Source organism: Cellulomonas pakistanensis (assembly GCF_016862755.1).
Classification (GTDB): domain Bacteria; phylum Actinomycetota; class Actinomycetes; order Actinomycetales; family Cellulomonadaceae; genus Cellulomonas; species Cellulomonas pakistanensis.
Genome location: NZ_BONO01000009.1, coordinates 18,274 through 42,136, shown reverse-complemented (window position 1 = coordinate 42,136; position 23,863 = coordinate 18,274). Strand labels below are relative to the sequence as shown.

The window sequence follows — 23,863 nt, the reverse complement described above, 5'->3', positions numbered from 1 at the left end:
GACAGCGCGAGCGACCCGCGTTGTCACCCGGATACAGTGCGCGGGTGGCACCCCGTCGGCACGTCCCCGCCGTCCCCGGCACCCCCGGCGGACCCGCCCCCCGCGTCGGCGCGGTCCGGCGCCGCGACCGCCGCGGACGCGGCATCCGGGGCCCGCTGCTGCCGTCGACGCTGCCCGCCCACCGCACCCGCGCCGAGCGGTTCGACGACCTCGTGCTGGACTCGGTGGAGCGCCTCGAGGCCCGGTGGGGCAAGTACCTGGACGGCGTCGAGTTCGCCGTGGAGGACGTGCCGCCGTCCGACCCCGCGCCGTGGGAGTCCGGGGGCGTGCCGCTCGGCCGGTCCTTCCCGTCCCAGCCCGGCCTGCCCCCCCGCATCGTGGTCTACCGGCGGCCGGTCGAGTCGCGGGCGGTCGACGCCGACGAGCTGGCGGACGTGGTGCACGAGGTGGTCGTGGAGCAGGTCGCCCACCTCCTCGGGCGCTCCCCCGAGGAGGTCGACCCGGAGCACGGGGACGGGCGGTAGCCTGACCCGGCCATGACGACCACCCCCGAGCCGCGCCGCGCCCCCGCCTCCCCCGCCCCGGACCAGGTCCGGGAGCCCGCGGCCCGCCCGGCCGTCCGGGTCGTCAGCGTCGTCTACCACCCCGGCGCGGAGCTGCCCGACTTCACCCGCTCGCTGGCCGCCGCGACGTCCGCCCCGGTCGAGCTGGTGCTGGTCGACAACGGCACCGACCCGGAGGTGGCCGACCGCGTCGCCGCCGAGGCCGGCGGCCGGGTGGTCCGCACCGGCGAGAACCTGGGCTACGGCGGCGGGGCGAACGCGGGGGCCCGCGGGGCGACGCAGCCGTTCCTCGTGGTGGCGAACCCGGACGTCGTCTGGGAGCCGGGGTCGCTCGACACGCTGCTGGACGCGGCGGCGCGGCACCCGGACGCCGGCGCGCTCGGCCCGGCGCTGCTCAACGAGGACGGCACCGTGTACCCGTCGGCGCGCGAGCTGCCCTCGCTGACCCAGGGCGCAGGGCACGCCGTGCTGGGCAAGGTGTGGCCGGGCAACCCGTGGACCCGCGCCTACCAGCGCCGCCAGGAGACCGCCGGGACCGAGCGGTACGCGGGCTGGCTGTCCGGCGCGTGCCTGCTGCTGCGCCGCGACGCGTTCGAGGCGGTCGGCGGGTTCGACGAGGACTACTTCATGTTCTTCGAGGACGTGGACCTCGGCGAGCGCCTGGCGCTCGCCGGGCGGCCGAACGTCTACGTGCCGTCCGCCCGGGTGACCCACGTCGGCGGGGTGTCGTGGAAGGCGAGGCCCGCCGCGATGATCTCCGCGCACCACCGGTCCGCCGAGCGCTACCTGCACCGGCGGTACCACCGGTGGTACCAGTGGCCGGTGCGCGCGGCGGTCTCGGCCGGGCTCCGGCTCCGCGAGGTCGTGGAGCTGCGCGCGGCGCGCTGACCGCGCCCGCCCGGCGAGCTCAGTCGAGGCCGAGCCGCGACCCCTCGCGCACCCGCGCCTGCGCCTGCGCGTCGGCGTCCGTGAGCGGCGAGAGCACCGAGAACAGCGGGCCGTCCGGGCGGTTCACCGACGCCAGCAGCGACCACGCGAGCTCCGCGGTCCCGTCGTCGGGCGCCACGACCTCGACGCCGACCACGTCGTCACCGAGGCTCCGCACGTCGAGCGCGACGGTCGCGCCGAGGGGCACCTCGACGTCCTCCTCGCCGGCGACGCCGGCCGGGCCGTAGCCGCGCACGGCGACCGTCACCGTCGGGCCGGCGGGCTCGTCCTCGGCGTCGGGGTCGGGGCGCTGGCCCTCGGTCGGCTCGGGGCTGGGCGTCGCGGTCGGGACCGGCGCGACCGGCTCCCCCGTCGGCACGGCCGTCAGCGACAGCCGCCCTCGCGTCCTGTCCGGCACGGCCACCAGGCCGCCGCCGGTGGCGCTCGACGCCGCCCAGGCCCGCTCGAGGCGCGGCCCCTGGTCGAGCTCGCCCGGGTCGACCTCTCGTGCGAGCACCGCCCCGGCGACGACCGGCTCCGACGACTCGACGACGGCGGTGTAGGTGCCCGCGGCGAGGCCGCCCAGGGAGAGGTCGGTGACGTCGCCAGCCGGCAGACCCAGGTCGTCGGCCCCCGGGAGCGCGACCTCGCCGTCCGGGCCGAGCAGCCGCACCGAGACCGTCGCGTCCTCGTCACCGGGCACCAGCAGCCGGAGCGCGCCGGCGTCTGCCGCGTCCACGTCGGTGTCGAGCAGGGACAGGCCCGGCACCACCTGCGTCGTCGCCGGCGCGGTCCCCGCGGTGACCAGGTCGGTGCCCCGCGGCGTGAAGCCGTCGAGCAGCGAGTCCTGCAGGTACGCCGAGACCTGGCCGCCCGCGGCGGTCACCCGCGCGACGAGCCGGCGCTGCTCGGCGGCGACGCCCGGCAGGGAGACGACGCGCTCGGCGCCCGGGGCGACCAGGAAGCTGCCGCCGCTCGCGAGGTCCACGGCGCCCGACGGGCCCCACGCCTCCACGGTGACGTCGGCGGCGGTGGCGCCCGGGTTCACGACGACCAGGTCCGCGGTGCTCTCCAGCTCCGTCGAGCCGCCGACCAGCCAGACGTCGGCGGCCGGGCGGGCGCAGGACGCCGCCGACAGGCCGCGGAGGTCGCCGTCGGTGACGACGGACGACGTGGCGCCCGCCACCAGCGCCGGCGCGCCGTCGACGGGCTCGGCCCGCAGGATCGTCGCCGCGGCGGGCTGCTCGACCACGCCGGTCCCGTCCGCGAGCGCGACGGGCTCCCCGCCCAGCACCGTCAGGGACCCCGGCCCGGACGGCGCCGTGCCGAACGCGGACACGGACTCCACCGGGGCGACGGGCACCCGGTCGAACGCCGCGTCCCCCGACACCGAGTCGTCGGGGAGCTGCAGCGGCCCGGGGCACACCAGCGTCGTGGCGGTGGGGTCGACGTCGACGGCCGCAGCGGGCACCCGGCCCGGCTCGTCGGCGGGCGCGACCGCGGCCAGCGTCACGACCCCGCCGGTCAGGGCGAGCACCAGCGCACCGGACAGCACGCGCGCGGCGCGGCCGCGGCCGGTGCGGCGCTCGCCGGACGGCTGAGGGGTGGTGGGGTCCATGTCAGCGCCTCCCGGCCCGGCGGCGCCGGACGGGCAGCGCGAGCAGGACGGCCAGCAGACCCACCGTCCCCTGCGCCACCGTCCACGCCGTGCGGTCGCCGGCGGCGTGCGTGACGACCAGCCGGCCGCCCTCCGCCCCGACCTCGAACGTCTGCCGCCAGCCGTCGGTCACCGCGCGCAGCGGCCGGCCGTCCAGCGTCGCCCGCCAGCCCGCGTCCGCGCGCTCGGCGAGCACCAGCAGCCGGCCCGCGTCGCCGGCGGCGATGGCGGTGTCCACGCGCGTGACGACGCCGGCGAGCGCGGGCACCGCGACCGCGTCGGCCGAGGCGAGCCCCGCCGCGTCCTGGGTGGCCGACGCGTCCGGCACCAGGCGCGCCCACGCGGTGACGACCGCCATGCCCGCGGCGTCGTCGGCCTGCTCGCCGACGGACGCGCCCGAGGGCTGCACGCGCCAGATGACGCCGGCGTCGCCCTCGGTGATCCGCTCGAGCCCGGGCGTCGCGTCCAGCCGCCCGACGAGCGCGGTGCGCGCCTGCTCGAGCACCACGTCGCCGTCCTGGTCGGCGGGCAGTGGCGGCACGAGGACGTCCGCGATCGCGAGCGCGGCAAGGTCGGCGGCGACGTCGGTGGTCGAGCCGACCGCCAGCGTGCCGACGACCGCCTGCACCTCCGCCGTCGCGTCGTCGGCCTCGGTCGGTGCCGGGTCGGCGAGCCGGCCCTCGAGCCGCGCGCTCCGCACGGCCGCGGCGTCCTCGACCACCTGCGGCCCGTCGCCGCGCAGCAGCTGCCACTCGACCGCGCCGGCCGACCCGGCGGCGGGCTCCCCCGCCGACGGCGCCAGCGCGAGCACGCGGGGCGCGTCCGCCGACTCCTGGGTCTGCCGGCCGATGGCGGGCACCACGGCGCGCCCCATCGTCGTGAGGTCGGTGGCGGCACCGTCCCGCGCCTGCCACGCCCAGCCCGCCCAGGCGGCCGCGGGCAGCACCACGACCAGGGCGGCGACGACCGCCGCCGTCACCTGGCGCCACCCGAACGACGCCCGGTCCAGCCACGCGCGCGCCCCGCGGGTGCCGGCCACCGCGGCCGCGAGCAGCCCGGCCATGGCCAGCGACACCCCAGAGCCCGCCCAGCCGACGACGACCGCGCCCCCGTCCTCGCCGACGCCGACCCGGCTGGCGACCAGCGCGACGGCGAGCCCGACGGCGGCGACGAACCAGCCCAGCCGGACGACGCGGGCCACGGGTGCCCCGCGCAGCAGCGCCAGCAGGGCGAGCAGCAGCACGGCCGCGCCGGCCGCCGCGGGCCACCACGTCACGACCGCGTCCGGCACCCAGCCGGGCAGCCAGGACGGGACGAGCGCGACGGCGTCGGCCGGCACGCCGAGCAGCACGGCGAGCGGCGAGACGGGGTCGGACGCCAGCGGCGCGCCCGGGTCGGCCACGAGCAGCCGCAGGCCCTCGACGCCGCGCGACGCGGCCTCGGCGAGCGTCGGGCCGAGCAGCACCAGGGCCGGCACGGCGGCGAGCACGACGCGGAGCCGGCGGCCGCGCGGGGCGCACGCGGCGACGACGAGGAGCAGGAGCACGCCGGGCAGCAGGAGCACGGGGGCGCCCGCGGCGACGGCGGCGAAGGCCAGCGACGCGGCGGCGGCCGCGGCGACCGAGCCGGACGGGCGCTCGGGGGCGGCGGGCAGGGCGTCGGCGTCGGGTGCGGGGTCGGCGGCGGCATCGTGGGCAGGGTCGGCGTCCCAGTCGGCGCCGGCCACCTCGCCGGACTCACCGGCCCCGCCGTGGTCGACGGCGGCGGTCCCGGCGTCCGCGTCGGGTCCCGGCTCGCTCGCGGCCCGCTCGCCTGTCTCCCCCTCGCCGCCCGGCACGCGCTCGGTCACGGCGCCGGCGGTGCCGTCCCGGTCCTCGGCGGCGACGACCCGGGTGCCGCGCACCGGCGTGACGTCGGCCGCCTCGTCGCGCGCCGGCGCGTCCTCGGCGCCCGGGCCGGGGTCGGCGTCCGCCCGGCCCTCGACCACCGGGGTCGCCCCCGTCGCGGTCGGCCCGCCGCGCCCCGCGGCCCGTCGCCCGCGCCGCCGCCTGGTCGTCTCGCCCGCGCGCGCCCACGCCTCGGGGTCGGGCCACTCCTCGACGCCCGGATCCCGCCCGGGCGCCTCCGCGTCCGCCCCGCGCGCCGCGGTCGCGACGCCCGGCAGCACCACGTCGGCCTGCTGCGCCCCCACGGCGCGGGCGAGCGCGAGCGCGAGCCACGGCAGCGCGGCGTGCACGAGCACCGCGCCCGCGCGGCCCTGGCCCGCGGCGAGCAGCAGGCTCGGCAGCGCGGCCCACACCACGGCCGCCCACGCGCGCACGCCGACGGAGCGGGTGGCGGCGCCGGCGGCGAACCACGCGCCCAGCCCGGACAGCAGCACGGAGCCGAGCACCAGGACGGCGAGCGCGGTGCCGAGGCTGCCCCCGGCGAGGGCGGTGCCGGGCAGCAGCGCCGCGACCAGCGCGTCCGCAGGCCCCGGCGAGCCGAGCCCGCCCGGGACCCAGCCGCTGGTCGCCGCGGCCCACACGTCGCCGAGACCGGAGGAGGAGGCGACCAGCGCGCCCCCGACCAGCGACTCGCCGGACAGCGTCCCCAGCACGAGCGGGCCGAACGCGGCCGCGGTGACGACGACGAGCGCGACCGCCACGACGGCCAGCCCGACGCGGCGGCGCAGCGCCAGCGCGGCGAGCTCCCGGAGCTCGAGCTCGCTCGGCGCGCGGACGACGCGGCGGGCCTCCGCGCGGGTCAGGCGGCGGTCGCGCCACTGGCGCCAGACGGTGCGCCCGTCGGCCTGCAGCGGCCGGAGGGCGCGGCGCGGCACGGCGCGGGTGCGGCGGGCCTGCGCGCGGGCGCGGGCGACGGCGGCGGGGCGGCCCAGCGCGCGCAGGGGCGCGACGAGCTCGGCCCCGGCGAGGCCGGGCTCCTTGGTGGCGACGCGGACGAGCACGCGCACCAGGCCGGCCAGCACGGCCATGACGGCGACCAGCGGCAGCAGCGGGAGCGGCGCCCAGACCAGGCGCTGGTGCAGCAGGGCGGCGCGGCGCGCGGCGAACGACCGACGCGGGTCGGCGCCGTCGGGCTCGCCGTCGGCGTCCAGGTCGACGATCGAGGCCGGGTCCGTGCCCGGGTCGCGCAGGCCGTGGTACGCCGCCTGGGCGTGCCGGACGACCGCCGACGGCACGACGAGCACCCGGTGCCCGGCGAGCCGCGCGCGGCGGGACAGGTCGAGCCCGTCGCCGAACGGGCCGAGCGCGGGGTCGGTGCCGCCGAGCTCCGTCCACACGTCCCGGCGCACCAGCGCGCCCACCACGCCGACGCCGAGCACGTCCTCGCGCCCGTCGTGCTGGCCCTGGTCGACCTCGCCGGGCTCCATGTCGGTCATCCGGCGCCCGGAGCGCGAGGTGCGGACCCCGACCTCGAGCAGCCGCGCCGGCGCGGTCCAGGTCCGCTGCTTCACGCCGGCGACGCCGACGGAGGGCGCGGCCTGCACCGCGCGGACGAGCTCGGCGAGGGCCGTCGGGGCCGGCGCGGCGTCGTCGTGCAGCAGCCACAGCCAGCGGGTGCCGCCGCCGGGCAGCTCGGCCTCGGCGGCGACGGCGGTGCGGACGGCTTCGCCGAACGACCGGGCGCCGGGGGCCGTGAGGAGCGTGGTCGTGCCCGCCGGCAGCCCCGCGTCGCGCAGCACCGCGGCCAGGCCGGGGTCGGGGCGGTCGCCCGCGTCCACCAGCAGCACCCGCGCCGGGGCGCGGGTCTGGGCGGCGATCGCACGGAGCGTCGTCGCGAGGAAGGGCGTCACGCCGCGGGTCACCACGACCGCCGTCGCGGGCGCGGCGGCGGGGAGCGAGCCCGTGGTGGGCGCGCCGGGGTGCAGCGTGCTGGCGGTCACGACGTCAGGCGCCCCGGCGGGCGCGATCAGACCACACGCCGCTTGAGCTTGCGGCGCTCACGCTCGGACAGGCCGCCCCAGATGCCGAACCGCTCGTCGTTGGCGAGCGCGTACTCGAGGCACTCCGCCCGGACCTCGCAGCCGGTGCAGACCTTCTTGGCCTCGCGGGTCGAGCCGCCCTTCTCGGGGAAGAAGGCCTCGGGGTCGGTCTGGGCGCACAGCGCGCGCTCCTGCCAGCCCATGATGCCGTCGTCCTCGGGCGTGCCGAACAGCGGCAGCACGGGCGCCACCGTCTCGGCCTGGGGCGTGCGCGCCTCGGACGGGAAGGGTCCCTCGTCGTCGAGCAGACTCCACATGTGTGCCACCCCCGTCGTGCTCGTGTCGATCGTCCGCCGGTCGCCCGCGATGCCTCGCGCGCCGCCCCGTTCCAGGGAATTACACGCGTGTCGTTCCGCGTAGTCAAGCGGAAGACTGGTACTGAAGCGCTTCCCGGGCGATATGTCCGGATCCGCGATAACACGGGCGCCTAGGCTGCTCCCGTGCACCCCTCCCGGCCCCGCCCCGCCGCCTCCGTCGCGGACGTCCTGTCGGCCCTGATCAGCGACCCGGGGCGCCCCCGGCTGACCTGGTACGGCCCCGCCGGCGAGCGCATCGAGCTGTCCGGCGCGGTCCTCGACAACTGGGTGAGCAAGACCACCAACCTGCTCGTCGAGGAGCTCGACGCCGGCCCCGGGACGCGGGTGCTCCTGGACCTGCCGCCGCACTGGCGGACGGTCGTCTGGGCCCTGGCGGCGTGGCGGGTCGGCGCGACCGTGGCGACCGACGCGCACGCCGCGGCGGCGGCCGCCGACGTCGTCGTCTCCGACCGGCCGGCCGCGCTCGACGTCCCGCGCGGCGCGGGCGTCGTCGCGGTGGCGCTGCCCGCGCTGGCCCGCCGGTTCGACGGCGACCTGCCCGCGGGGGCGCTGGACGCCGCGCAGTCGGTGATGACGTACGGCGACGTCGTCGGCTGGGCGCCGGCCGTCGAGCCGGACGAGCCCGCGCTGGAGGTCGGGGCGACCCCCCTCCCGCACGCCGGGCTGGTCGCCGCGGCGGCGGGGGCCGCGCCGGTGCCCGCCGGTTCGCGCGCCCTGCTGCCGGTCGGCGACGAGCGGGCCGCCACGGCGCCGGTGCTGCTGTCCGCGCTCGGCGTGCTGGCGGGCGGCGGGTCGGTGGTGCTGCTCCGGCCGGAGCCGGGCGACGCCGCCGAGCAGGACGCCCGCGCGGAGCGGATCGCGGCGTCGGAGCGGGTCACGGCGCGGCTCTGACGCCGCGCCCGCGTCACCCCGCCGGCGCCACCGAGCCGTCGCCCTGAACGAGGCCCACCCACACCTCGCTCCACGTGGTGTCCACCGTCCGCGGCACGCCCGTCAGCGTGCGCCCGAGCGTGGTCGACGCGGTGCCGCCGACCGAGGCCGTCGGCGGCGCCGTCCAGGCGTAGTCGGTCGCGTCGAAGCTCAGCGCCGCGACCGGACCGCCGCCCCACGCCGCCCGCACCGCGGCGAGGTCGGCCGTCGTCGGCGGCTCGACGAACTCGACCACCTCGACGTCGCAGACCACCCGCAGCGTCGCGAGGTAGCGGAACGGGCTCGAGTGCGTCCACACCACCCGCTCGACGCCGAGGTCGTCCAGGGCGTCGCAGACGGCGTGCGCCTGCGTGGCGCGGCCGGACAGCTCGACGACGGACGCCCCCGGGCGCCAGGTGGTCAGCGGGAACCCGACGACGGTGAGTGCCAGCACCCCCGCCGCGGCCCGGCGCGCCCCACCCCACCTCGCGGGACCGGCTCCGGTGCCCGCCAGCGCCGCGAGGGCCACCGCGCCGGCGACGAGCAGACCCGGGAACGTCGCCGGCAGCAGGCGCCGCACGGCCCAGATCTGGTCGGGCGTGATGCTGACCCGCAGGAGCGGGAAGACGGCGGCGACCCCGATGACGGCGACGACCAGCGTGGCGGCCGGGTCCCGGCGGGCGACGGCACGGTGCGCCAGGAGCGCGAGCCCCGCGAACCCCAGCACGACCGCGGGGCCGCCGAGGTACCAGGCGACCCACGTGAGCGTCTGCTCGTCGTAGGACCGGGCCGCGTCGAGCGGCTGCCCCGCCGCTGCCTGGAGCACCTGGACCGCGTGCCCGTAGCCCGTCGCGGGGTCGGTGGCCCTCCCCTGCCACCACAGCGGGCGGGACGCGAGCGCCACCGCGAGGCACAGGACCGCCGCCGCGGCGCCCGCACCGACCCCGGCGCGGTGCCGGTGCACAACCGTCCGGGTGCGGGCGGACCAGGCGGGGGGCACGAGCAGCAGGGTGACGGCGACGACGACCACCAGCGCGGCGGCGCCGAGGAGGGCCGTGAGCTGTCCCGCGTGCTCCCGGACGTAGGCCGGGCTGAGCACGACCACGTCGGCGAGGCCCAGCAGCGTCATGGCCGTCGCACCCCCGACGGCGGCCAGCGCCGCGCGACGCGCGCCCCGCCGGTCGGCGCGTCCGAGAGGCCCCGCGGCCAGCAGCAGGTAGCCGAGCACCAGACCGACGACCGCGACGGCGCCGTCGATGCGCGCGGTGGCGACGGCCCCCACCAGCGCCCCGACCAGGAGGTGCCGGCGTGCCGGGCGCGAGCCCCGCGCCGTCCAGGCACCGTGCGCGAGCGCGAGCCCGCCGCACAGGAACGCCACGGTGAGCGGCTCGGTGTACGCGGCGCGCGTGAAGGTGAGGAACGGCAGGGACACGGCGAGCCCGGCCGTCGGCACCAGCGCCCACACGGGGCCGACCAGGCGCCGGGCCAGCGCGTACACCGCCGCCAGAGCGACGACGCCGATCCCCAGGTTGCCCGCGAGCACGGCCTGCTCGCCGCCGAGCCAGCCCTGCACGGCCAGCAGCGCGGGCAGCAGGACGTTGCCCTGCACGTGCAGGGAGCCGCCGTCCAGCCAGAACGCCTCGGTGCCCGCGGCGGCGCCCGGGACGGCGGCGGCTGCCGCGGCCGCGTCGCCGACGCCGATCAGCGCCGACGGGTGCTCGGCCAGCCAGAGCGCGCGCAGCGTGAGGAAGCCGGGGTCGCGGTTCACGACGACGTACTCCGCCGCGGTGCGCCACCCGACGACGACCCACGCGGCGCACAGCACCACCAGCGCCGCGACCGCGGTGACGTGCCGGGCGTCCGCCCGCGGGGGCGGTGGCACCAGCCGCCACGTCGCGGCGGCGACCACGGCCGCGACCGGGACCACGACCGCGGGCCGGAGCTGACCGAGCAGCACCGCGGGCACGGCGGCGACCGCGACCGCCAGCAGCAGCACCGGGAGCCGGTCGGGGACGGCGAGGGCCGCCGTCACCCAGCGCGGCGACCGCCCGCCGCGCGGGCCGCCCGCCGGGCGCGCCGTCCGGTCAGGGGACGTCGGCCTGCACCAGCGTGCCGGCGCCGCGGACGGACAGCGGGCCGTCCGTCGCGGGCGCGAACGCCGCGGTACCGCGCGTCAGCTCGATCTCGCCGTCGTCCCGGGAGGACACGACCATCCGGCCCTCGATGCACAGCAGAATCCGCGGACCACGCCCCGGGAGCGGGTGCGTCTGCCCGTCCTCCACCCGGGTGACCGAGAGCTCGAAGTCGTCCACCGGGGCGTAGTACACCCGGGTCGCGCCGTAGAACCGCTCCGGCGCGATCCGGATCGGCGGGGCCGCGACGTAGTCGACGTTGCGGAGCAGCTCGTCGACGTCGACGTGCTTCGGCGTGAGGCCGGCACGCAGGACGTTGTCCGAGCTCGCCATGATCTCGACGCCCAGCCCCTGGAGGTAGGCGTGCACGCCGCCCGCGGGCACGAAGAGCGCCTCCCCCGGCTGCAGCGTGACCGGGTTGAGCAGCAGCGAGGTGACCACCCCGGGGTCACCGGGGTACGCGGCCCCGAGCCGGACCACCGTGCGGTCCGCACGGGCCGACGGCGACCCCGCCTCGAGGCGCGCCGCGCACGCCGCGACGACCTCGTCGACCTCGGCGGCGCTCGGCCGGGTCTCGGGCCGCAGCAGCCGCGTGAACGCCTCCTCGATGCCGCGGGCCGTCGGCTGCGAGGCCAGCACGGTCCGCAGCTCGTCCGCCAGGGTCGACCCCAGGCCGTCGAGAAGCTCCGCGGCGCGGCGCGGGGCCCGGAAGCCGCAGAGCGCCTCGAAGCGCGTCAGGGCGTACACGAGCTCCGGCTTGTGGTTGCGGTCCCGGTAGCTGCGGTGCGGGGCGTCCCGCGGCACCCCCCGCGACTCCTCGTCGTCGTAGCCCGCCCGGGCCGCGTCGACGTGCGGGTGCACCTGCAGCGACAGGGGCTGCTCGGCGGCGATGAGCTTGAGCAGGTACGGCAGCGCGGGACCGAAGCGGGCGCGGACGTGCTCGCCCAGCACCGCCTCGGCGTCGGCGGCGATGACCTCGGTCATCGGCACCCCCGGCTCGCCGTCGGCGGTCACGCAGTGCGACGGGGCGCTGGCGTGCGCCCCGAACCACGCCTCCGCGACGGGGGCGCCGTCGGGCTCGAGCCCGAGCAGGGAAGGGATGGCGGTCGCCGACCCCCAGGCGTAGTTCTGGATCGCGGTCGTCAGTCGGTACACGGGTGCCCGGTCCTCGCTCTCGTCTCGTCGCCTCGCGCGCTCAGGCGCGCCCGAGCCGGAGCACCGCGCTCTCGCGCGGGTACGGCAGCGAGGGGACCCAGCCGCGGTGCCGCTCGACGACCATCCCGGAGGAGGCGAGTCCGCTCTGGTACCGGGGGCGCTGGGTGTCGTCGAACAGCACGATCCCGTTCGGGGCGAGCCGGCGCACGGCGTGCTGCATGCAGGCCACGCGTGCCCGGCCGTCCACCACGACGAGGTCGAACTCGCCGGGCACCTCGTCGATGCTGTGCACGTACCGCCGGTAGTCGCGCCCCTCCTCGCCGCGGCGGGTCGAGGGCACCACCGGGTGCGCGCTCTCCTCGGGGGCGACCTCGATCAGGTCGACCACGTCCTGCAGACCCGTCTCGCGCAGCACGTCGCGCATCACGCCCGCGAACCCGGCGTGGTGCTCGACCGAGTGCACCTCGGCCACGCGGCGACCGAGCCAGACCGAGCTCGCCCCCGAGCCGTACTCGAAGACGCGGGCCGAGCCGCCGAGCCGGTCGAGGTGGTCCCGCACCGTGTCGATGGCGCTGTACGTCCACCACGGCACGTCGAGCGCGACGAGGTCCTCGACGTCGTGGATGGCGAACAGCGTGCGCAGGTGGCCGGGCACGCTGACCGGGTGCTCGCGGTACGACCGGTCGAGCCGCCCGAGCAGGCCGGTGCGGTCGGCGAGCGTCCGGGCCGCGCGGGACGTGGCCACGTAGGCCGAGCGCGCGACCTCTCCAGCTCCAGGCACAGCGGATCCTCTCCTCGGGGGTTCGTCGGTCGGACAGCCTAGGCGATGCCCCTATCCTCGTGCGGTGACATCTCGGCGGAAGGTCCTCGGCACCGGCTTCTTCGCCATCGCGATCGCGCTCCTGGTGGTCTCGGTGTCGTCGCGGCGGGACGAGCTCGCCGACGCGCTCACCCGGTTGTCCCCCGCCAGCGTGGCGGTCGCCACGGTCCTGGCCTGCGCCGGCCTCGTCGCGCAGATGCTGTCGTGGCGCGCGCTGCTGGCGGGGACCGGGCCGACGCCGCCGCTCGCGGCCACGGCGCGGATCTACTACCACGGCCAGCTCGGCAAGTACGTCCCCGGCAGCGTGTGGGCCGTGGTGGCGCAGGCGGAGCTCGGCCGGGCGTACCGCGTGTCGCGCGCGCGCAGCGCCGTGGTGGCGCTCGGGGCGCTGGCGGTGCTGCTCGTCGTCGGGGGCGCGATCGCCGTGGTGACCCTCGCCGCCGCCGCGCCCGGTTCGCTCACCACCTACTGGTGGGCGGTCGCGGTCGTCCCGCTCGGGGTCCTGGGTCTGCTGCCGCCGGTGTTCAACCGCGTGATCGCGTGGCTGCTCCGGGCGCTCCGCCGGGGGGACGAGCCGGTGCGGGTCTCCGGCGCCGGCGTGCTGGGGAGCGCCACTTGGGCCGCGGCGATGTGGGTGCTGTTCGGCCTGCACGCGTTCGTGCTCGTCCGCGACCTCCACCCGGACGACGTGGCGGCGACCGCCCTGGTCTCGACCGGCGCGTTCGCGCTGGCGTGGGTCGTCGGGTTCCTCGTGGTCATCGCCCCGGCCGGCACCGGGCCGCGCGAGGCCGCCCTGGTCCTGGGTCTCGCGACCGTCGTCGACAGCTCGGACGCGCTGCTCGTCGCCCTGGTGAGCCGGGTCGTGATGGTCGTGGCGGACGCCGGGGCCGCCGGCGTCGCGGCGCTCGCGGGTCGCCGCACGCGCGTCACCGCCGGAACTGGATCTCCTTGATCCGCTCGAGCTGGTCCTCGAGCAGCACGCGGTTGGTGCGCTGCAGATCCGAGAGCACGCCGAGCGCCGCGGACAGCAGGGCCGCGACCGACATGATGGCCGCGAAGATCAGCGACTGGATGTTGCCCGAGCTGTCCCCGTGGACCAGCCACAGCACCAGGAACCGGACCATCGGGATGAGCGCCAGCACGCCGAACACGGCGGTCAGCGTCGCGAAGATCATGTACGGCTTGAACATCAGGTAGCTGCGCACGATCGCCGACGCGGACTTCACCATGTGGTGGAAGATGTTCTTGAACAGCCGCGACTCGCGCGTCTTCGCGTTCGTGGTCACGGGCAGCGAGGCGATGCGCAGCCGCTTGTGGCCCGCCTGGATGATCGTCTCCATCGTGTAGGAGAACTCGGTCACCACGTTGAGCCGGTAGAGCGACGCCCGGGAGTACGCGCGGAAGCCGCTCGGGGCGTCCGGGAGCCGCGTGTCGGCCGCCTTGTTGACGACCGCGCTGCCGACCCGCTGCATCAGCTTCTTGAACGGGGAGAAGTGCGCGATCGTCGCGGTCTGGCGGTCGGCGATGACGATGTCGGCGACGCCCTCGATCACCGGTCGCACCAGATCCGGGATCCGGTCCTGCGGGTACTGGTTGTCCCCGTCGGTGTTGACCACGACGTCGGCCCCGTGCGCGAGCGCGTAGTCGACCCCGTCGCGGAACGACCGCGCGAGCCCCATGTTGCGCGCGTGCCGCACGACGTGGGTCACGCCGAGCTCGCGCGCGATCTCCACGGTGCGGTCCGACGACCCGTCGTCGATCACGAGGATCTCGAGCTCGTCCACGCCCTCGATCTCCCGCGGGATCGACGCCAGCACCGCGGGCAGCGTCTCCTCCTCGTTGAGGCAGGGGATCTGGACGAAGACCTTCATCACGTTCCTGTTTCGAGGCGGGGGGATGCCGGGTTCGGGCGAGGGTCGAGGCTACCTCACCCCTCGCCACGCCCGTCCCCGCCCCCGCGACCACCGCGGATGCGCCACACTGTGTGCTCATGCGCGGCATCATCCTCGCGGGAGGCTCCGGCACCCGCCTGCACCCGATCACCCTCGGCGTCAGCAAGCAGCTGGTCCCGGTCTACGACAAGCCGATGATCTACTACCCGCTGTCCACGCTGATCCTGGCGGGCATCAAGGACGTCCTGATCATCACGACGCCGCACGACGCGGAGCAGTTCCGGCGGCTGCTGGGCGACGGCTCGCAGTTCGGCATCGCGATCAGCTACACGGTGCAGGCCGAGCCCAACGGCCTGGCCCAGGCGTTCGTGCTGGGCGCGGACTTCGTCGGCGACGACTCGGCGGCCCTGGTCCTGGGCGACAACATCTTCTACGGTCCGGGCCTCGGGTCGCGGCTGCAGCGGTTCGAGGACATCGACGGCGGCGCCGTGTTCGCGTACCGCGTCGCCGACCCCACCGCGTACGGCGTCGTGGAGTTCGACGAGAGCTTCCGGGCGCTGTCGCTGGAGGAGAAGCCGGCGCGGCCGAAGAGCAGCTACGCCGTCCCCGGCCTGTACTTCTACGACAACGACGTGGTCGCGATCGCCCGCGACCTGGAGCCGTCCGCCCGCGGCGAGTACGAGATCACGGACGTCAACCGGGTCTACCTCGAGCAGGGCCGCCTGCAGGTCGAGGTCCTCCCCCGCGGCACGGCGTGGCTCGACACCGGCACCTTCGACTCGCTGGTCGAGGCGTCCGACTACGTCCGGACCATCGAGCACCGGCAGGGCCTGAAGGTCGGCGCCCCCGAGGAGGTCGCCTGGCGCCGCGGGTTCCTGAGCGACGACGAGCTCCGCGAGCGCGCCGAGAAGCTCGTGAAGTCGGGCTACGGGACGTACCTGCTCGGCCTGCTCGCCGACGGCCGGGACTGACCGGGGCGGCCCCGGGCACCGTGCCCGGGGCCGTGCTCAGGCCAGGACGGAGGCCGCGGCGGCGTCCCAGCGCTCGCGCCAGTCGCCGATCGGCTCCACGCCGGCGCTCCGCACGCTGCCGTGGTCGAGCACCGAGTAGGCGGGCCGCGGCGCGGGCCGGGTGAACGCCTCGCTGGTCGTGGGCCGGACGATCTGCTCGTCCAGGCCCGCGGCGGCGACGACCGCCTGCGCGAAGCCGTGCCAGCTCACCTGGCCCGACGCCGTCCCGTGGTACGTGCCCGCCGGCGCCTGCGCCAGCACGAGCCGGACGACCAGCTCCGCCAGGTCGACCGTCCAGGTGGGCTGGCCGACCTGGTCGTCGACGACGTCCAGGCCGCCGCGCTCGCGCGCGACCCGCGCGATGGTCTTCGGGAAGCAGCCGCCGTGCGCGCCGTACAGCCACGCGGTCCGGACGACCAGCACGTCGTCCGACCCGGCGCGGGCCGCCCACTCGCCGGCCAGCTTGGTGCGGCCGTACGCCGAGCGCGGGGCGACCGGCGCGTCGTCGGGGTACGGCGTCGTCGCGGACCCGTCGAAGACGTAGTCGGTGGAGATCTGCACGAGCCGGCTGCCCGCGGCCGCGCAGGCGCGGGCGAGGTTGGCGGGCCCGACGGCGTTCACGGCGAACGCCGCGGCCTCGTCCGTCTCGGCGGCGTCGACGGCCGTGTACGCGGCGGAGTTCACCACGACGTCGTAGCCGCGCACCGCGGCCGACGTGGCGGCGGCGTCCGTGACGTCGAGCCCGGCGCTGCCCAGGCCGTCGGCGTCCCGCCCGTGCTCACCGAGCACCCGCAGCAGGTCCTTGCCGAGCATGCCGGTCGCGCCGACCACCAACCACCGCACGTCGTCTCCCGTCCGTCGCCGCCGCCCCCGGACGGGACGGACCGTCGCCAATCTACCTGCCTGGATAGGCTGGGCCGCCTACCCGCCGCACCGAAGGAGAACCATGACCTACCGCCCGCTCAGCGTCCCCGGCGCCTGGGAGATCACCCCGGTCCAGCACGGCGACCCGCGGGGCGTGTTCCTGGAGGCGTTCCAGGGCGGCCCGTTCGCGGAGGCCGTCGGCCACCGGTTCGACCTGCAGCAGGCGAACATCTCGGTGTCCGCGGCGGGCGTGCTCCGCGGCATCCACTTCGCCGACGTGCCGCCGGGGCAGGCCAAGTACGTGACCTGCCCGAAGGGCGCCGTGCTGGACGTCGTGGTCGACATCCGCGTCGGCTCGCCGACCTTCGGCGCGTGGGACACCGTGCTGCTGGACGACGTCGACCGCCGCGCGATCTACCTCGGCGAGGGCCTGGGCCACGCGTTCCTCTCGCTCGAGGACGACTCGACGGTGATGTACCTGTGCTCGACCGGCTACTCCCCGGGCCGCGAGCACGGCATCCACCCGCTGGACCCCGAGATCGGGATCGACTGGCCCACGCAGGGCCGCGACGGCTCGCCGCTCACGCCGCAGCTGTCCGAGAAGGACCTGGCCGCCCCGACGCTCGCCGAGGCGCGCGCGGCCGGCCTGCTGCCCGACCACGCCGCCGTGCAGGCGTACGTGGCCGGCCTGGCCTGAGCCGTCCCGGGCGCGGCCGCCCGCCCCTCAGCGGCGGGCGGCCAGCGCCTGTTCGTAGGCGGCGACGTGCGCCTGCGCGGCCGCCCGCCAGGTGAACGACCCGGCGCGCTCGACCGCCGCCTCCGCGAGCCGCCGCCGGCGCGGGTCGTCGTCGAGCAGCGCGCCCAGCGCGACCGCGATCTCCCCCGCCGCCGTCCCGGTGTACGCCACGGCGTCGCCGCCGACCTCGGGCAGCGAGAGCTCCCGCGTGGTGAGGACGGCCGCCCCGCACGCCATCGCCTCGAGCACCGGCAGCCCGAAGCCCTCGCCGAGGCTCGGGTACGCGAGCACCGCGGCGCCGGACAGCAGCCCGGCGAGATCGCCGAGCGGCAGGTAGCCCGTGCGCAGCAGCCGCAGCCCCGCCGGCACGGCCGCCGCCGCGGCGTCCACCCCGGTGTCCCACCCGGCGCCGCCCGCCAGCACCAGCGCCGGGGGCGTCGCCCGGCCCGCGCACGCCCGCACCCACGCCTCGATCAGCGCGGGGACGTTCTTGCGGGGCTCCAGCGTGCCGAGGAACGCGACGTACGGCTCGTCGTCGCCGAGGCCCACGGCGCGGCGGACCCGAGCCCGCTCGTCGGCGTCGACCGGGTGGAACACCGCGGCGTCCACCCCGTGGTAGGCCACCGCGAACCGCGCCGGGTCGGCGTGCGCGTACCGGACGACCTCGTCCCGCGTCGCGCGGGAGGGCACGACCAGCGCGGCCGCACGCCGCACCGCCAGCCGGGTCCAGGCCCGGAAGAACCGGGCCTTGACCGGCGAGTGCAGCTGCGGGTGGCTGAAGAACGTGGCGTCGTGCAGCGTCGCGACCACCGGGACCCGCGCGGCCAGCGGCAGCGTGTAGTGCGGGCTGTGCAGAAGGGCGGCGCGGCCGGAGCGCGCGAGGAGCGGCAGCCCGGTCTGCTCCCACGCGAGCCGCGCGGGACGGCGCTCCAGGACCGGGGGCACCGTCACCACGTCCGCCGCGGGGACCAGCGCCGCGGTCTGCTCGGCGTCCCGCGCCTGGCACACCACGCGGAGGTCCACCCCCTCGGCCGCGAGCGCCGGGAGCAGGGCGTCGACGTAGCGGCCGACGCCGCCCCGGTCGGCGGGGATGGCCGTCGCATCGAACAGAACTCGCACCGGCTCATCGTAGGTGCGCCGCGCCGGCCCCCGGATGCGCGAGGATGTCCGCCATGCACATCCCCACGGGCTCCCGCGCATGACGGCGGCCACCCCGCAGGAGCTGGCGCCCGCGCGCACCGACGACCGCACGGCGCCGGCGGCCCGGCTCGGCCGGTGGCACGGCCGCCAGCTCGACCCGCGGCGCAACGGCCTCAACGTGGTCCGGCTCGGCCTCGCGGCGCTCGTCCTGCACGCGCACGCCTACTACATCGCCGGACGCGGCGTCGGCCCGCACGTCGACGGCGAGAACCTCGGCGGCTGGGCGGTGTTCGGCTTCTTCGCCGTGAGCGGCTACCTCATCACCGGCAGCCGGTGGCGCAACCCGCTGTCCACGTACCTCGTGCACCGCGTGGCGCGCATCTTCCCCGCCTTCGTGGTGTGCCTCGTCGTCATGGTCGCCGTGTTCGGCCCGATCGGGTTCCTCGCGGCGCACGGCACGCTCGACGGCTACCTGACGACCGGCACCACGCCGGCGAACTTCGTCTGGAGCAACCTCTTCCTGCGGGTGAACGCCTACGACATCGCCGGCACCCCGACGGGCGTGCCCTACCCGCTCGCGTGGAACGGCTCGCTGTGGAGCCTGTACTACGAGTTCCTCTGCTACCTCGTGGTCGGCGTCCTCGCGCTGGTCGGCTTCGTCCGCCGCTCGACGTGGGCGCTGGCCGGCGCCTGGCTGCTGTCGGTCCTGGTGCACGCGGGCTGGCCGCACGGCGTGGGGACGCTCCTCGGCGGCAACGTCGACGCGCAGCTGCTCGCCAAGCTGCTGCCGCTGTTCCTCGGCGGCGCCCTGGTGGAGCGCCTGCGCCACCGGCTCCCGATGCACGTGCTCGCGGCGGCCGGCAGCCTCGCGCTGGTGGCCTTGGCCGTCTGGCTGCTGGACGGCTGGGGCGCGCAGCTGACCGCGCCGTTCCTCGCCTACGCGCTGATCTGGGTCGGCTCGGTGCTGCCGATCCCGGGGCTGCTCCGCCGGCACGACGTGTCGTACGGCGTGTACATCTACGCCTTCCCGGTGCAGCAGCTGCTGGTGCTCGCCGGCGCGCACGAGCTGCCGATCGCGGTGTACGACCTGCTGGCGCTGGCGGCGACCGCGCCCCTGGCGATCGCGAGCTGGCTGCTCGTCGAGCGGCCGGCGATGCGCTGGGCGCGGCGGTCCACCAGCGCCACGGCGAGGCCCGCCCCCGCCCTGCTCTGACGACGGGCGCCCACCCCCGCTCCGGCGCGGCCCGGGGGCGGGCGTCCGGTCAGGCGCCCTGCTGCTCGTCGACCCAGCGCGCGAGCCGGTCGACGCCCTCGGCGAGCGACACCTGCGGGGACCACCCCAGGACCTCGGACGCGCGGGTGACGTCGGCCCACGCGTGCCGGACGTCGCCCTGCCGGTACTGGCCGGTCACGTGCGGCTCGGGCGCGCCGTAGAACTGCGCGATGAGCCGAGCGGCGTCGGCGATCGTCTGGTGCTCCCCCGACCCGATGTCGATGGGGTCGCTGCCCGGCGCGGGCGCGGTGGCGGCGGCCAGGAGCGCGCGGGCGACGTCGTCGACCAGCACGAAGTCGCGGCGCACGGCGCCGTCCTCGTACAGCGGGATCGAGGCGCCCTCGCGGGCCAGCCGGCAGAACAGCGCCATGATCCCGGTGTAGGAGTTCGTCAGCGACTGGCCGGGGCCGTAGACGTTCTGCAGCCGCAGGACGACCGCCTCGACGCCCTCGGAGTTCGCCCACGAGGTGATGATGTGCTCCTGCGCCAGCTTGGTGGCGCCGTAGACGCTCACCGGGGCCGGACGGGTCGTGGCGGCCGACATCGCGACCGGCTCCGCGCCCGGGAAGTCCCACTCGTGCCGCTCGAGGATCTCCGCCGTGCGCTGCCCGGGCAGGAACAGCGAGCCGTCCGCCCGGCGCCAGGCACCCTCGCCGTAGACGGCGCGGCTGCTGGACAGCACGATGCGCCGGGGCCGGACGCCGGCGCGGCGGAGCCCGTCGAGCATCTGCGTCGTGCCGACGACGTTAACCTCCGCGTGCCGGGTCGACTCGGTGAGCGACTGCCCGGTGCCCGTCTCGGCCGCCAGGTGGATCACGACGTCGGGACGGACGTCGGCGAGCAGGGCGTCCCACGCGGCCGGGTCGGTCACGTCGCCGACGACCAGCTCGACGCCCTCGGCGAGGTCCGCCGGGCGCTCGGGGCGCGCGTGCACCTGGGGGTGCAGGTTGTCGAGCGCGACCACCCGCCCGAACGTCCGCACGAGATCCGCGGACATCGTCGTGCCGATGAAGCCCGCCCCGCCCGTGACGAGGACGGTCTCCTCCTGGGGCGTGCGGGCGGCCGTGGGCGCGTTCACTGCGGGGTCCTCTCGTCGGGTGCCGGCGGGACGTCCGCCGGGGGTCGGGGTCGGGGCGGCGGTCACGGGCGCATGGGCCCGAAGGCGTGCCGGAGCATGGTCGTCACGCCCGCGCGGCCGGTCCGCGCCGCGCGCGGCAGCAGCGTGAGGGCGTGCAGGCGCGAGGTGACCGCCAGGCGGGCCGCGCGCGCGGCCCGGTGCCAGCCCTGGGCGTCGCACCGGGCGGCCACGTGCGCGAAGTACGCCCGCTCCCCGCTGAACCGGCGGCCGTCGAGCAGCGACGCCGACGAGGCGCTGTGCCCGTGCCGGCGGTACCGGAAGCAGACGGCGGGCTCGAGCACGAGCTGCTCGCCGTCCAGCACCATGTCCATCACCAGGGCCAGGTCCTGGATCAGCGGCAGGTCGTCGAGGAACGGCGTGCGCACCAGCACGTCGCGCCGGAACACGAGCGACGGCCAGTAGAGCCAGTCCCCGTGCATGAGGTTGGCGGCCAGCGGCTCGCCCTGCAGGACCCGGGTCCCGGACGCACGCGGCCGGACGACGTCCTGCTTCACACGGTCCGCGAGCGGCCGCACCAGCCGCCCGTGCTCGTCGATCACCTCGACGCCGGGCTGGATGATCGCCGCGTCCGGGAACCGGTCGCGGGCGGCGGTCACCACGTCGACGAAGTTCGGCAGCAGCACGTCGTCGCAGCCGAGGATCACCACGGACTCCTGGGTCGCCATCGACACGCAGGTGCGGTAGTTCGCCGTGATCCCCTCGTTCACCGGCTTGCGCACGTACGTGACCCGCGGGTCGTCGATCGTCGCGAACCACGCCGGGACGGACTCGTCCGGGTAGGCGTCGTCGACCACGGTGAGCAGCCAGTCGCCGTTGCGCTGGGCCAGCACGCTCGCCACCGTCTCGCGGAGGAGGGCGGGGTCGCCCCAGTACGGGACGAAGATGTCGAGCGGCATGCATGACCTTCCGGGTCGGGCGGGTGACATGGGCCAGACTAGAGCCGCCGCGCCCGGCGGCCGACCCCGACCCGGAGGAACACCCCCGTGACCGACTCGTCCACCGCGCTGCCGCGCGTCGCGCTCTCGATGCTGACGCTGGTCCCCGGGGGGATGGGCGGAACGGAGACGTACGCGCGCGAGCTCGGTCGCGAGCTGGCGGGCTCGACCCGGGTGCGGGCGTCCGTCCTGCTGCCGGCCGCGGCCGCGGGCTTCGTCCCGGACCTGCCGGAGTCGCTCGCGCCGGAGATCACGCCGGGGCCGTCGACCGCGGCGCGGGTCCGGACGCTCGCGACCTCGCTGCGGCACCGCGACCGGCTGCTGGGCCGGGCGCCCGCGGGCTCCGTCGTGCACTACCCGTTCACCGCGACCGTCCCGCTGCCCCGCCGCGGTGACCGCGTCGTGCAGTCGCTGCACGACGTCCAGCACCTCGACATGCCGCACCTGTTCCCGCGGGCTGAGCGGCTGTACCGGCGGCTCTACTACGACCGCGCCGCCCGCCGTGCCGACCACGTCATCACGATCAGCGAGTTCACGAAGCAGCGGATCGTGCACCACCTGGGCGTCCCGGCGGAACGGATCACCGTCGCGCACCTCGCGGTCGACACGTCCGCCTTCACGCCGCAGCTCGGGCCGCGCGAGAACTTCCTGCTCTACCCGGCGCGGGGGTGGGCGCACAAGAACCACGCCCGGCTGCTGGAGGCGTTCGCGCTGCTGCGGCGGGCCGACCCGGACCTGCGGCTGGTCCTGACCGGCGGCGGGCACGAGACGCTCGGCCCGCTCCCGGACGGCGTGGAGTCGCGGGGCAACGTCCCCCGCGCCGAGCTGCTCGAGCTCTACCGGACGGCGGCCGCCCTGGTCTTCCCGAGCCTGTACGAGGGCTTCGGCATGCCGCCGATCGAGGCGATGGCCTCGGGCTGCCCGGTCGCCTCGTCCTCGGCGGGGGCCCTGGCCGAGGTGTGCGGCGACGCGGCCGTGGTGTTCGACCCGACCGACCCGCGGGCGATCGCGGACGGCGTGCGCGCCGCGCTCGCCGACGCGGCGGCCCTCCAGCGCCGCGGGCTGGAGCGCGCCCGGCTGTTCACCTGGTCCGCCTGCGCGGCCGCGCACGAGGACGCCTACCTCGCCGCGGCCCGGGGCCGGGCGTGACCGCCGACGCCGGGGCGGGCCCGACGACCGGGCGCGCGGCGCGGATCGGCGGCGTGGGGCTGGCGTCCCTGGTGGCCGCCGCGGCGGGGTACCTGGTCCTGCTGGTGGCGGCACGGGTGCTGACCCCGGCGCAGAACGCCGACTTCCTGGCGTTCTGGGGCCTGCTGTTCTTCTTCTTCGGGGTCCTGGGCGGGCTGCAGAACGAGACGACGCGCGCGGTGCACGTGGCCCTCGCCACGCCCGGCGACATCCCGGCACGCGGTCCCCGCGCGCTCCGCGCCGGGCTGCTGGTCGGCGCGGCGCTCGCGCTCGCGCTGGTCGTGACGGCACCGCTGTGGGGCCGGGCCGTGCTCGGGCCCGAGCCCTGGCTGCTGGTCGCCGTGGTCGCGTTCTCCGTTCTCGCGTTCGCCGGGCACGCCGCGGTCGCCGGCTCGCTCGCGGGCGGCGGCGCGTGGCCGGCCTACGCCCGGCTGGTCGGCACCGAGTCGGTGGTGCGGCTCGCCCTCACCGGAGCCGCGGCGGCCGTGGGGCTCGGCACCGCCGGCCTGGCCGCCGGCGCCGGCCTCGCGGCCGCGACGTGGCTCGGGTTCTCCGCCGCCCCGGCGGTGCGCGCGGCGCGCAGCCGGCGGGTGGGCGTCCCCGGGCGGGCGTTCGCCGGCGCCACCGTGCAGGCGATGGCCGGTACCGCGGCCAGCGCCGCCCTGGTCGTCGGGTTCCCCGTCCTGCTCCGGGTCACCACCCCGGCCGACGTGTACGCCCTCGCGGCCCCGCTGCTGATGGCGGTCACGCTCACCCGGGCCCCCCTGCTGATCCCGCTCAACGCCTACCAGGGCGTGGCGATCACGCACTTCCTCGCGCACCGGGACCGGGGCGCGCGTCCGCTGCTGCAGGTCTCCGCCGTCGTGCTGGCGGTCGGCGCGGTCGGCGCGGGCGCCGCGGCGCTCGTGGGGCCGTGGCTCATGGTCGTCGTGCTCGGGCCGGACTACCGCGTGCCCGGTGCGGTCCTCGCCGGCCTCACGGCGAGCGCGTGCGCGCTGGCACTGCTCACGCTGACCGGCGCTGCGGTGCTCGCCCTGGGCCGGCACCGGGCGTATGCCGCGGGCTGGCTCGTCGCGACCGCGGTGTCCGCCGCCGTCCTGCTCGCACCCTGGTCGCTCGAGGCGCGTGCGGTCGCCAGCCTCGCGGCGGGCCCGCTGGTCGGCGTGGTCGTGCACGCCGTGGCGGTGCGCCGTTCGACCGCCGGGCACCGCTAGGATGACGG

20 protein-coding genes are annotated in these 23,863 nt (G+C 77.3%); 9 read left to right on the top strand and 11 right to left on the bottom strand.

From position 1 onward, the window contains the following. The first annotated feature begins 44 nt into the window (after nucleotides 1-44). Both Cpa01nite_RS07520 and Cpa01nite_RS07515 read left to right on the top strand, forming a co-directional pair. On the top strand, nucleotides 45-524 hold the full coding sequence (locus tag Cpa01nite_RS07520; protein ID WP_239068614.1) for a metallopeptidase family protein: 480 nt from the start codon (nucleotides 45-47) through the stop codon (nucleotides 522-524). A gap of 12 nt (nucleotides 525-536) precedes the next feature. Beyond that, nucleotides 537-1,451 carry a glycosyltransferase family 2 protein gene (locus Cpa01nite_RS07515; RefSeq protein ID WP_203668135.1) on the top strand — a complete coding sequence of 305 codons (915 nt, stop codon included), beginning with the start codon at nucleotides 537-539 and terminating at the stop codon, nucleotides 1,449-1,451. Nucleotides 1,452-1,470: 19 nt separating this feature from the next. On the opposite strand, the gene Cpa01nite_RS07510 is transcribed toward Cpa01nite_RS07515, so the two are convergent. The 3 genes from Cpa01nite_RS07510 to Cpa01nite_RS07500 are packed head-to-tail and all read right to left on the bottom strand — an operon-like array spanning nucleotide 1,471 to nucleotide 7,389. Continuing rightward, on the bottom strand, nucleotides 1,471-3,108 hold the full coding sequence (locus Cpa01nite_RS07510) for a DUF5719 family protein (RefSeq protein WP_203668134.1): 1,638 nt from the start codon (nucleotides 3,106-3,108) through the stop codon (nucleotides 1,471-1,473). A 1-nt stretch (nucleotide 3,109) separates the two neighbouring features. After that, a complete protein-coding gene (locus tag Cpa01nite_RS07505; protein ID WP_203668133.1) occupies nucleotides 3,110-7,033 on the bottom strand; it encodes a glycosyltransferase in 3,924 nt (1,307 codons plus the stop codon). A 26-nt stretch (nucleotides 7,034-7,059) separates the two neighbouring features. After that, entirely contained in the window at nucleotides 7,060-7,389 is a 330-nt protein-coding gene (locus tag Cpa01nite_RS07500; RefSeq protein WP_275406217.1) for a WhiB family transcriptional regulator, read from the bottom strand. Between the two features lie 183 nt (nucleotides 7,390-7,572). On the opposite strand from Cpa01nite_RS07500, the gene Cpa01nite_RS07495 reads away from it, so the two are divergent. Then, a complete protein-coding gene (locus tag Cpa01nite_RS07495) occupies nucleotides 7,573-8,340 on the top strand; it encodes a TIGR03089 family protein (RefSeq protein ID WP_239068613.1) in 768 nt (255 codons plus the stop codon). Between the two features lie 13 nt (nucleotides 8,341-8,353). Here the strand turns inward: Cpa01nite_RS07495 and Cpa01nite_RS07490 are convergent, their stop codons facing one another. From Cpa01nite_RS07490 to Cpa01nite_RS07480, 3 genes are read right to left on the bottom strand one after another with little or no spacing between them, the layout of a single operon-like run. Next, nucleotides 8,354-10,390 carry a hypothetical protein gene (locus tag Cpa01nite_RS07490; RefSeq protein WP_203668132.1) on the bottom strand — a complete coding sequence of 679 codons (2,037 nt, stop codon included), beginning with the start codon at nucleotides 10,388-10,390 and terminating at the stop codon, nucleotides 8,354-8,356. A gap of 52 nt (nucleotides 10,391-10,442) precedes the next feature. Then, complete coding sequence (manA, locus tag Cpa01nite_RS07485; protein ID WP_203668131.1) at nucleotides 10,443-11,645, bottom strand: mannose-6-phosphate isomerase, class I; 1,203 nt, start codon at nucleotides 11,643-11,645, stop codon at nucleotides 10,443-10,445. Between the two features lie 40 nt (nucleotides 11,646-11,685). Next, nucleotides 11,686-12,426 (bottom strand): class I SAM-dependent methyltransferase, encoded by a 741-nt coding sequence (locus Cpa01nite_RS07480; RefSeq protein ID WP_203668130.1) that lies wholly within the window; start codon nucleotides 12,424-12,426, stop codon nucleotides 11,686-11,688. A gap of 64 nt (nucleotides 12,427-12,490) precedes the next feature. On the opposite strand from Cpa01nite_RS07480, the gene Cpa01nite_RS07475 reads away from it, so the two are divergent. Further along, nucleotides 12,491-13,417 (top strand): lysylphosphatidylglycerol synthase domain-containing protein, encoded by a 927-nt coding sequence (locus Cpa01nite_RS07475; protein ID WP_203668129.1) that lies wholly within the window; start codon nucleotides 12,491-12,493, stop codon nucleotides 13,415-13,417. On the opposite strand, the gene Cpa01nite_RS07470 is transcribed toward Cpa01nite_RS07475, so the two are convergent. Next, the gene (locus tag Cpa01nite_RS07470) at nucleotides 13,392-14,336 is read right to left on the bottom strand and encodes a glycosyltransferase family 2 protein (protein ID WP_203668128.1); all 945 of its coding nucleotides are present in this window, start codon (nucleotides 14,334-14,336) and stop codon (nucleotides 13,392-13,394) included. The genes Cpa01nite_RS07475 and Cpa01nite_RS07470 overlap by 26 nt on opposite strands. A 119-nt stretch (nucleotides 14,337-14,455) precedes the next feature. Between Cpa01nite_RS07470 and rfbA the strand changes: the two genes are divergently transcribed. After that, complete coding sequence (gene rfbA, locus Cpa01nite_RS07465) at nucleotides 14,456-15,328, top strand: glucose-1-phosphate thymidylyltransferase RfbA (RefSeq protein ID WP_203668127.1); 873 nt, start codon at nucleotides 14,456-14,458, stop codon at nucleotides 15,326-15,328. Nucleotides 15,329-15,364: 36 nt separating this feature from the next. Here the strand turns inward: rfbA and rfbD are convergent, their stop codons facing one another. Then, entirely contained in the window at nucleotides 15,365-16,210 is an 846-nt protein-coding gene (gene rfbD, locus Cpa01nite_RS07460) for a dTDP-4-dehydrorhamnose reductase (protein WP_203668126.1), read from the bottom strand. A gap of 103 nt (nucleotides 16,211-16,313) precedes the next feature. On the opposite strand from rfbD, the gene Cpa01nite_RS07455 reads away from it, so the two are divergent. Then, on the top strand, nucleotides 16,314-16,928 hold the full coding sequence (locus Cpa01nite_RS07455) for a dTDP-4-dehydrorhamnose 3,5-epimerase family protein (RefSeq protein WP_203668125.1): 615 nt from the start codon (nucleotides 16,314-16,316) through the stop codon (nucleotides 16,926-16,928). A 27-nt stretch (nucleotides 16,929-16,955) separates the two neighbouring features. Here the strand turns inward: Cpa01nite_RS07455 and Cpa01nite_RS07450 are convergent, their stop codons facing one another. Further along, entirely contained in the window at nucleotides 16,956-18,086 is a 1,131-nt protein-coding gene (locus tag Cpa01nite_RS07450; protein ID WP_203668124.1) for a glycosyltransferase family 4 protein, read from the bottom strand. A 79-nt stretch (nucleotides 18,087-18,165) separates the two neighbouring features. Here Cpa01nite_RS07450 and Cpa01nite_RS07445 point away from each other — a divergent pair, with 79 nt between their 5' ends. Then, nucleotides 18,166-19,320, top strand: a complete 1,155-nt coding sequence (locus Cpa01nite_RS07445) for an acyltransferase family protein (protein WP_203668123.1) — start codon at nucleotides 18,166-18,168, stop codon at nucleotides 19,318-19,320. Between the two features lie 49 nt (nucleotides 19,321-19,369). Here the strand turns inward: Cpa01nite_RS07445 and Cpa01nite_RS07440 are convergent, their stop codons facing one another. Further along, on the bottom strand, nucleotides 19,370-20,458 hold the full coding sequence (locus Cpa01nite_RS07440; protein WP_239068612.1) for an NAD-dependent epimerase/dehydratase family protein: 1,089 nt from the start codon (nucleotides 20,456-20,458) through the stop codon (nucleotides 19,370-19,372). A 62-nt stretch (nucleotides 20,459-20,520) separates the two neighbouring features. Beyond that, nucleotides 20,521-21,414 carry a glycosyltransferase gene (locus Cpa01nite_RS07435; RefSeq protein WP_203668122.1) on the bottom strand — a complete coding sequence of 298 codons (894 nt, stop codon included), beginning with the start codon at nucleotides 21,412-21,414 and terminating at the stop codon, nucleotides 20,521-20,523. A gap of 87 nt (nucleotides 21,415-21,501) precedes the next feature. On the opposite strand from Cpa01nite_RS07435, the gene Cpa01nite_RS07430 reads away from it, so the two are divergent. Both Cpa01nite_RS07430 and Cpa01nite_RS07425 read left to right on the top strand, forming a co-directional pair. Then, complete coding sequence (locus Cpa01nite_RS07430; RefSeq protein ID WP_203668121.1) at nucleotides 21,502-22,602, top strand: glycosyltransferase family 4 protein; 1,101 nt, start codon at nucleotides 21,502-21,504, stop codon at nucleotides 22,600-22,602. Beyond that, the gene (locus Cpa01nite_RS07425; RefSeq protein WP_203668120.1) at nucleotides 22,599-23,855 is read left to right on the top strand and encodes a hypothetical protein; all 1,257 of its coding nucleotides are present in this window, start codon (nucleotides 22,599-22,601) and stop codon (nucleotides 23,853-23,855) included. The genes Cpa01nite_RS07430 and Cpa01nite_RS07425 overlap by 4 nt, the downstream gene beginning before the upstream one ends. Nucleotides 23,856-23,863 lie beyond the last annotated feature (8 nt).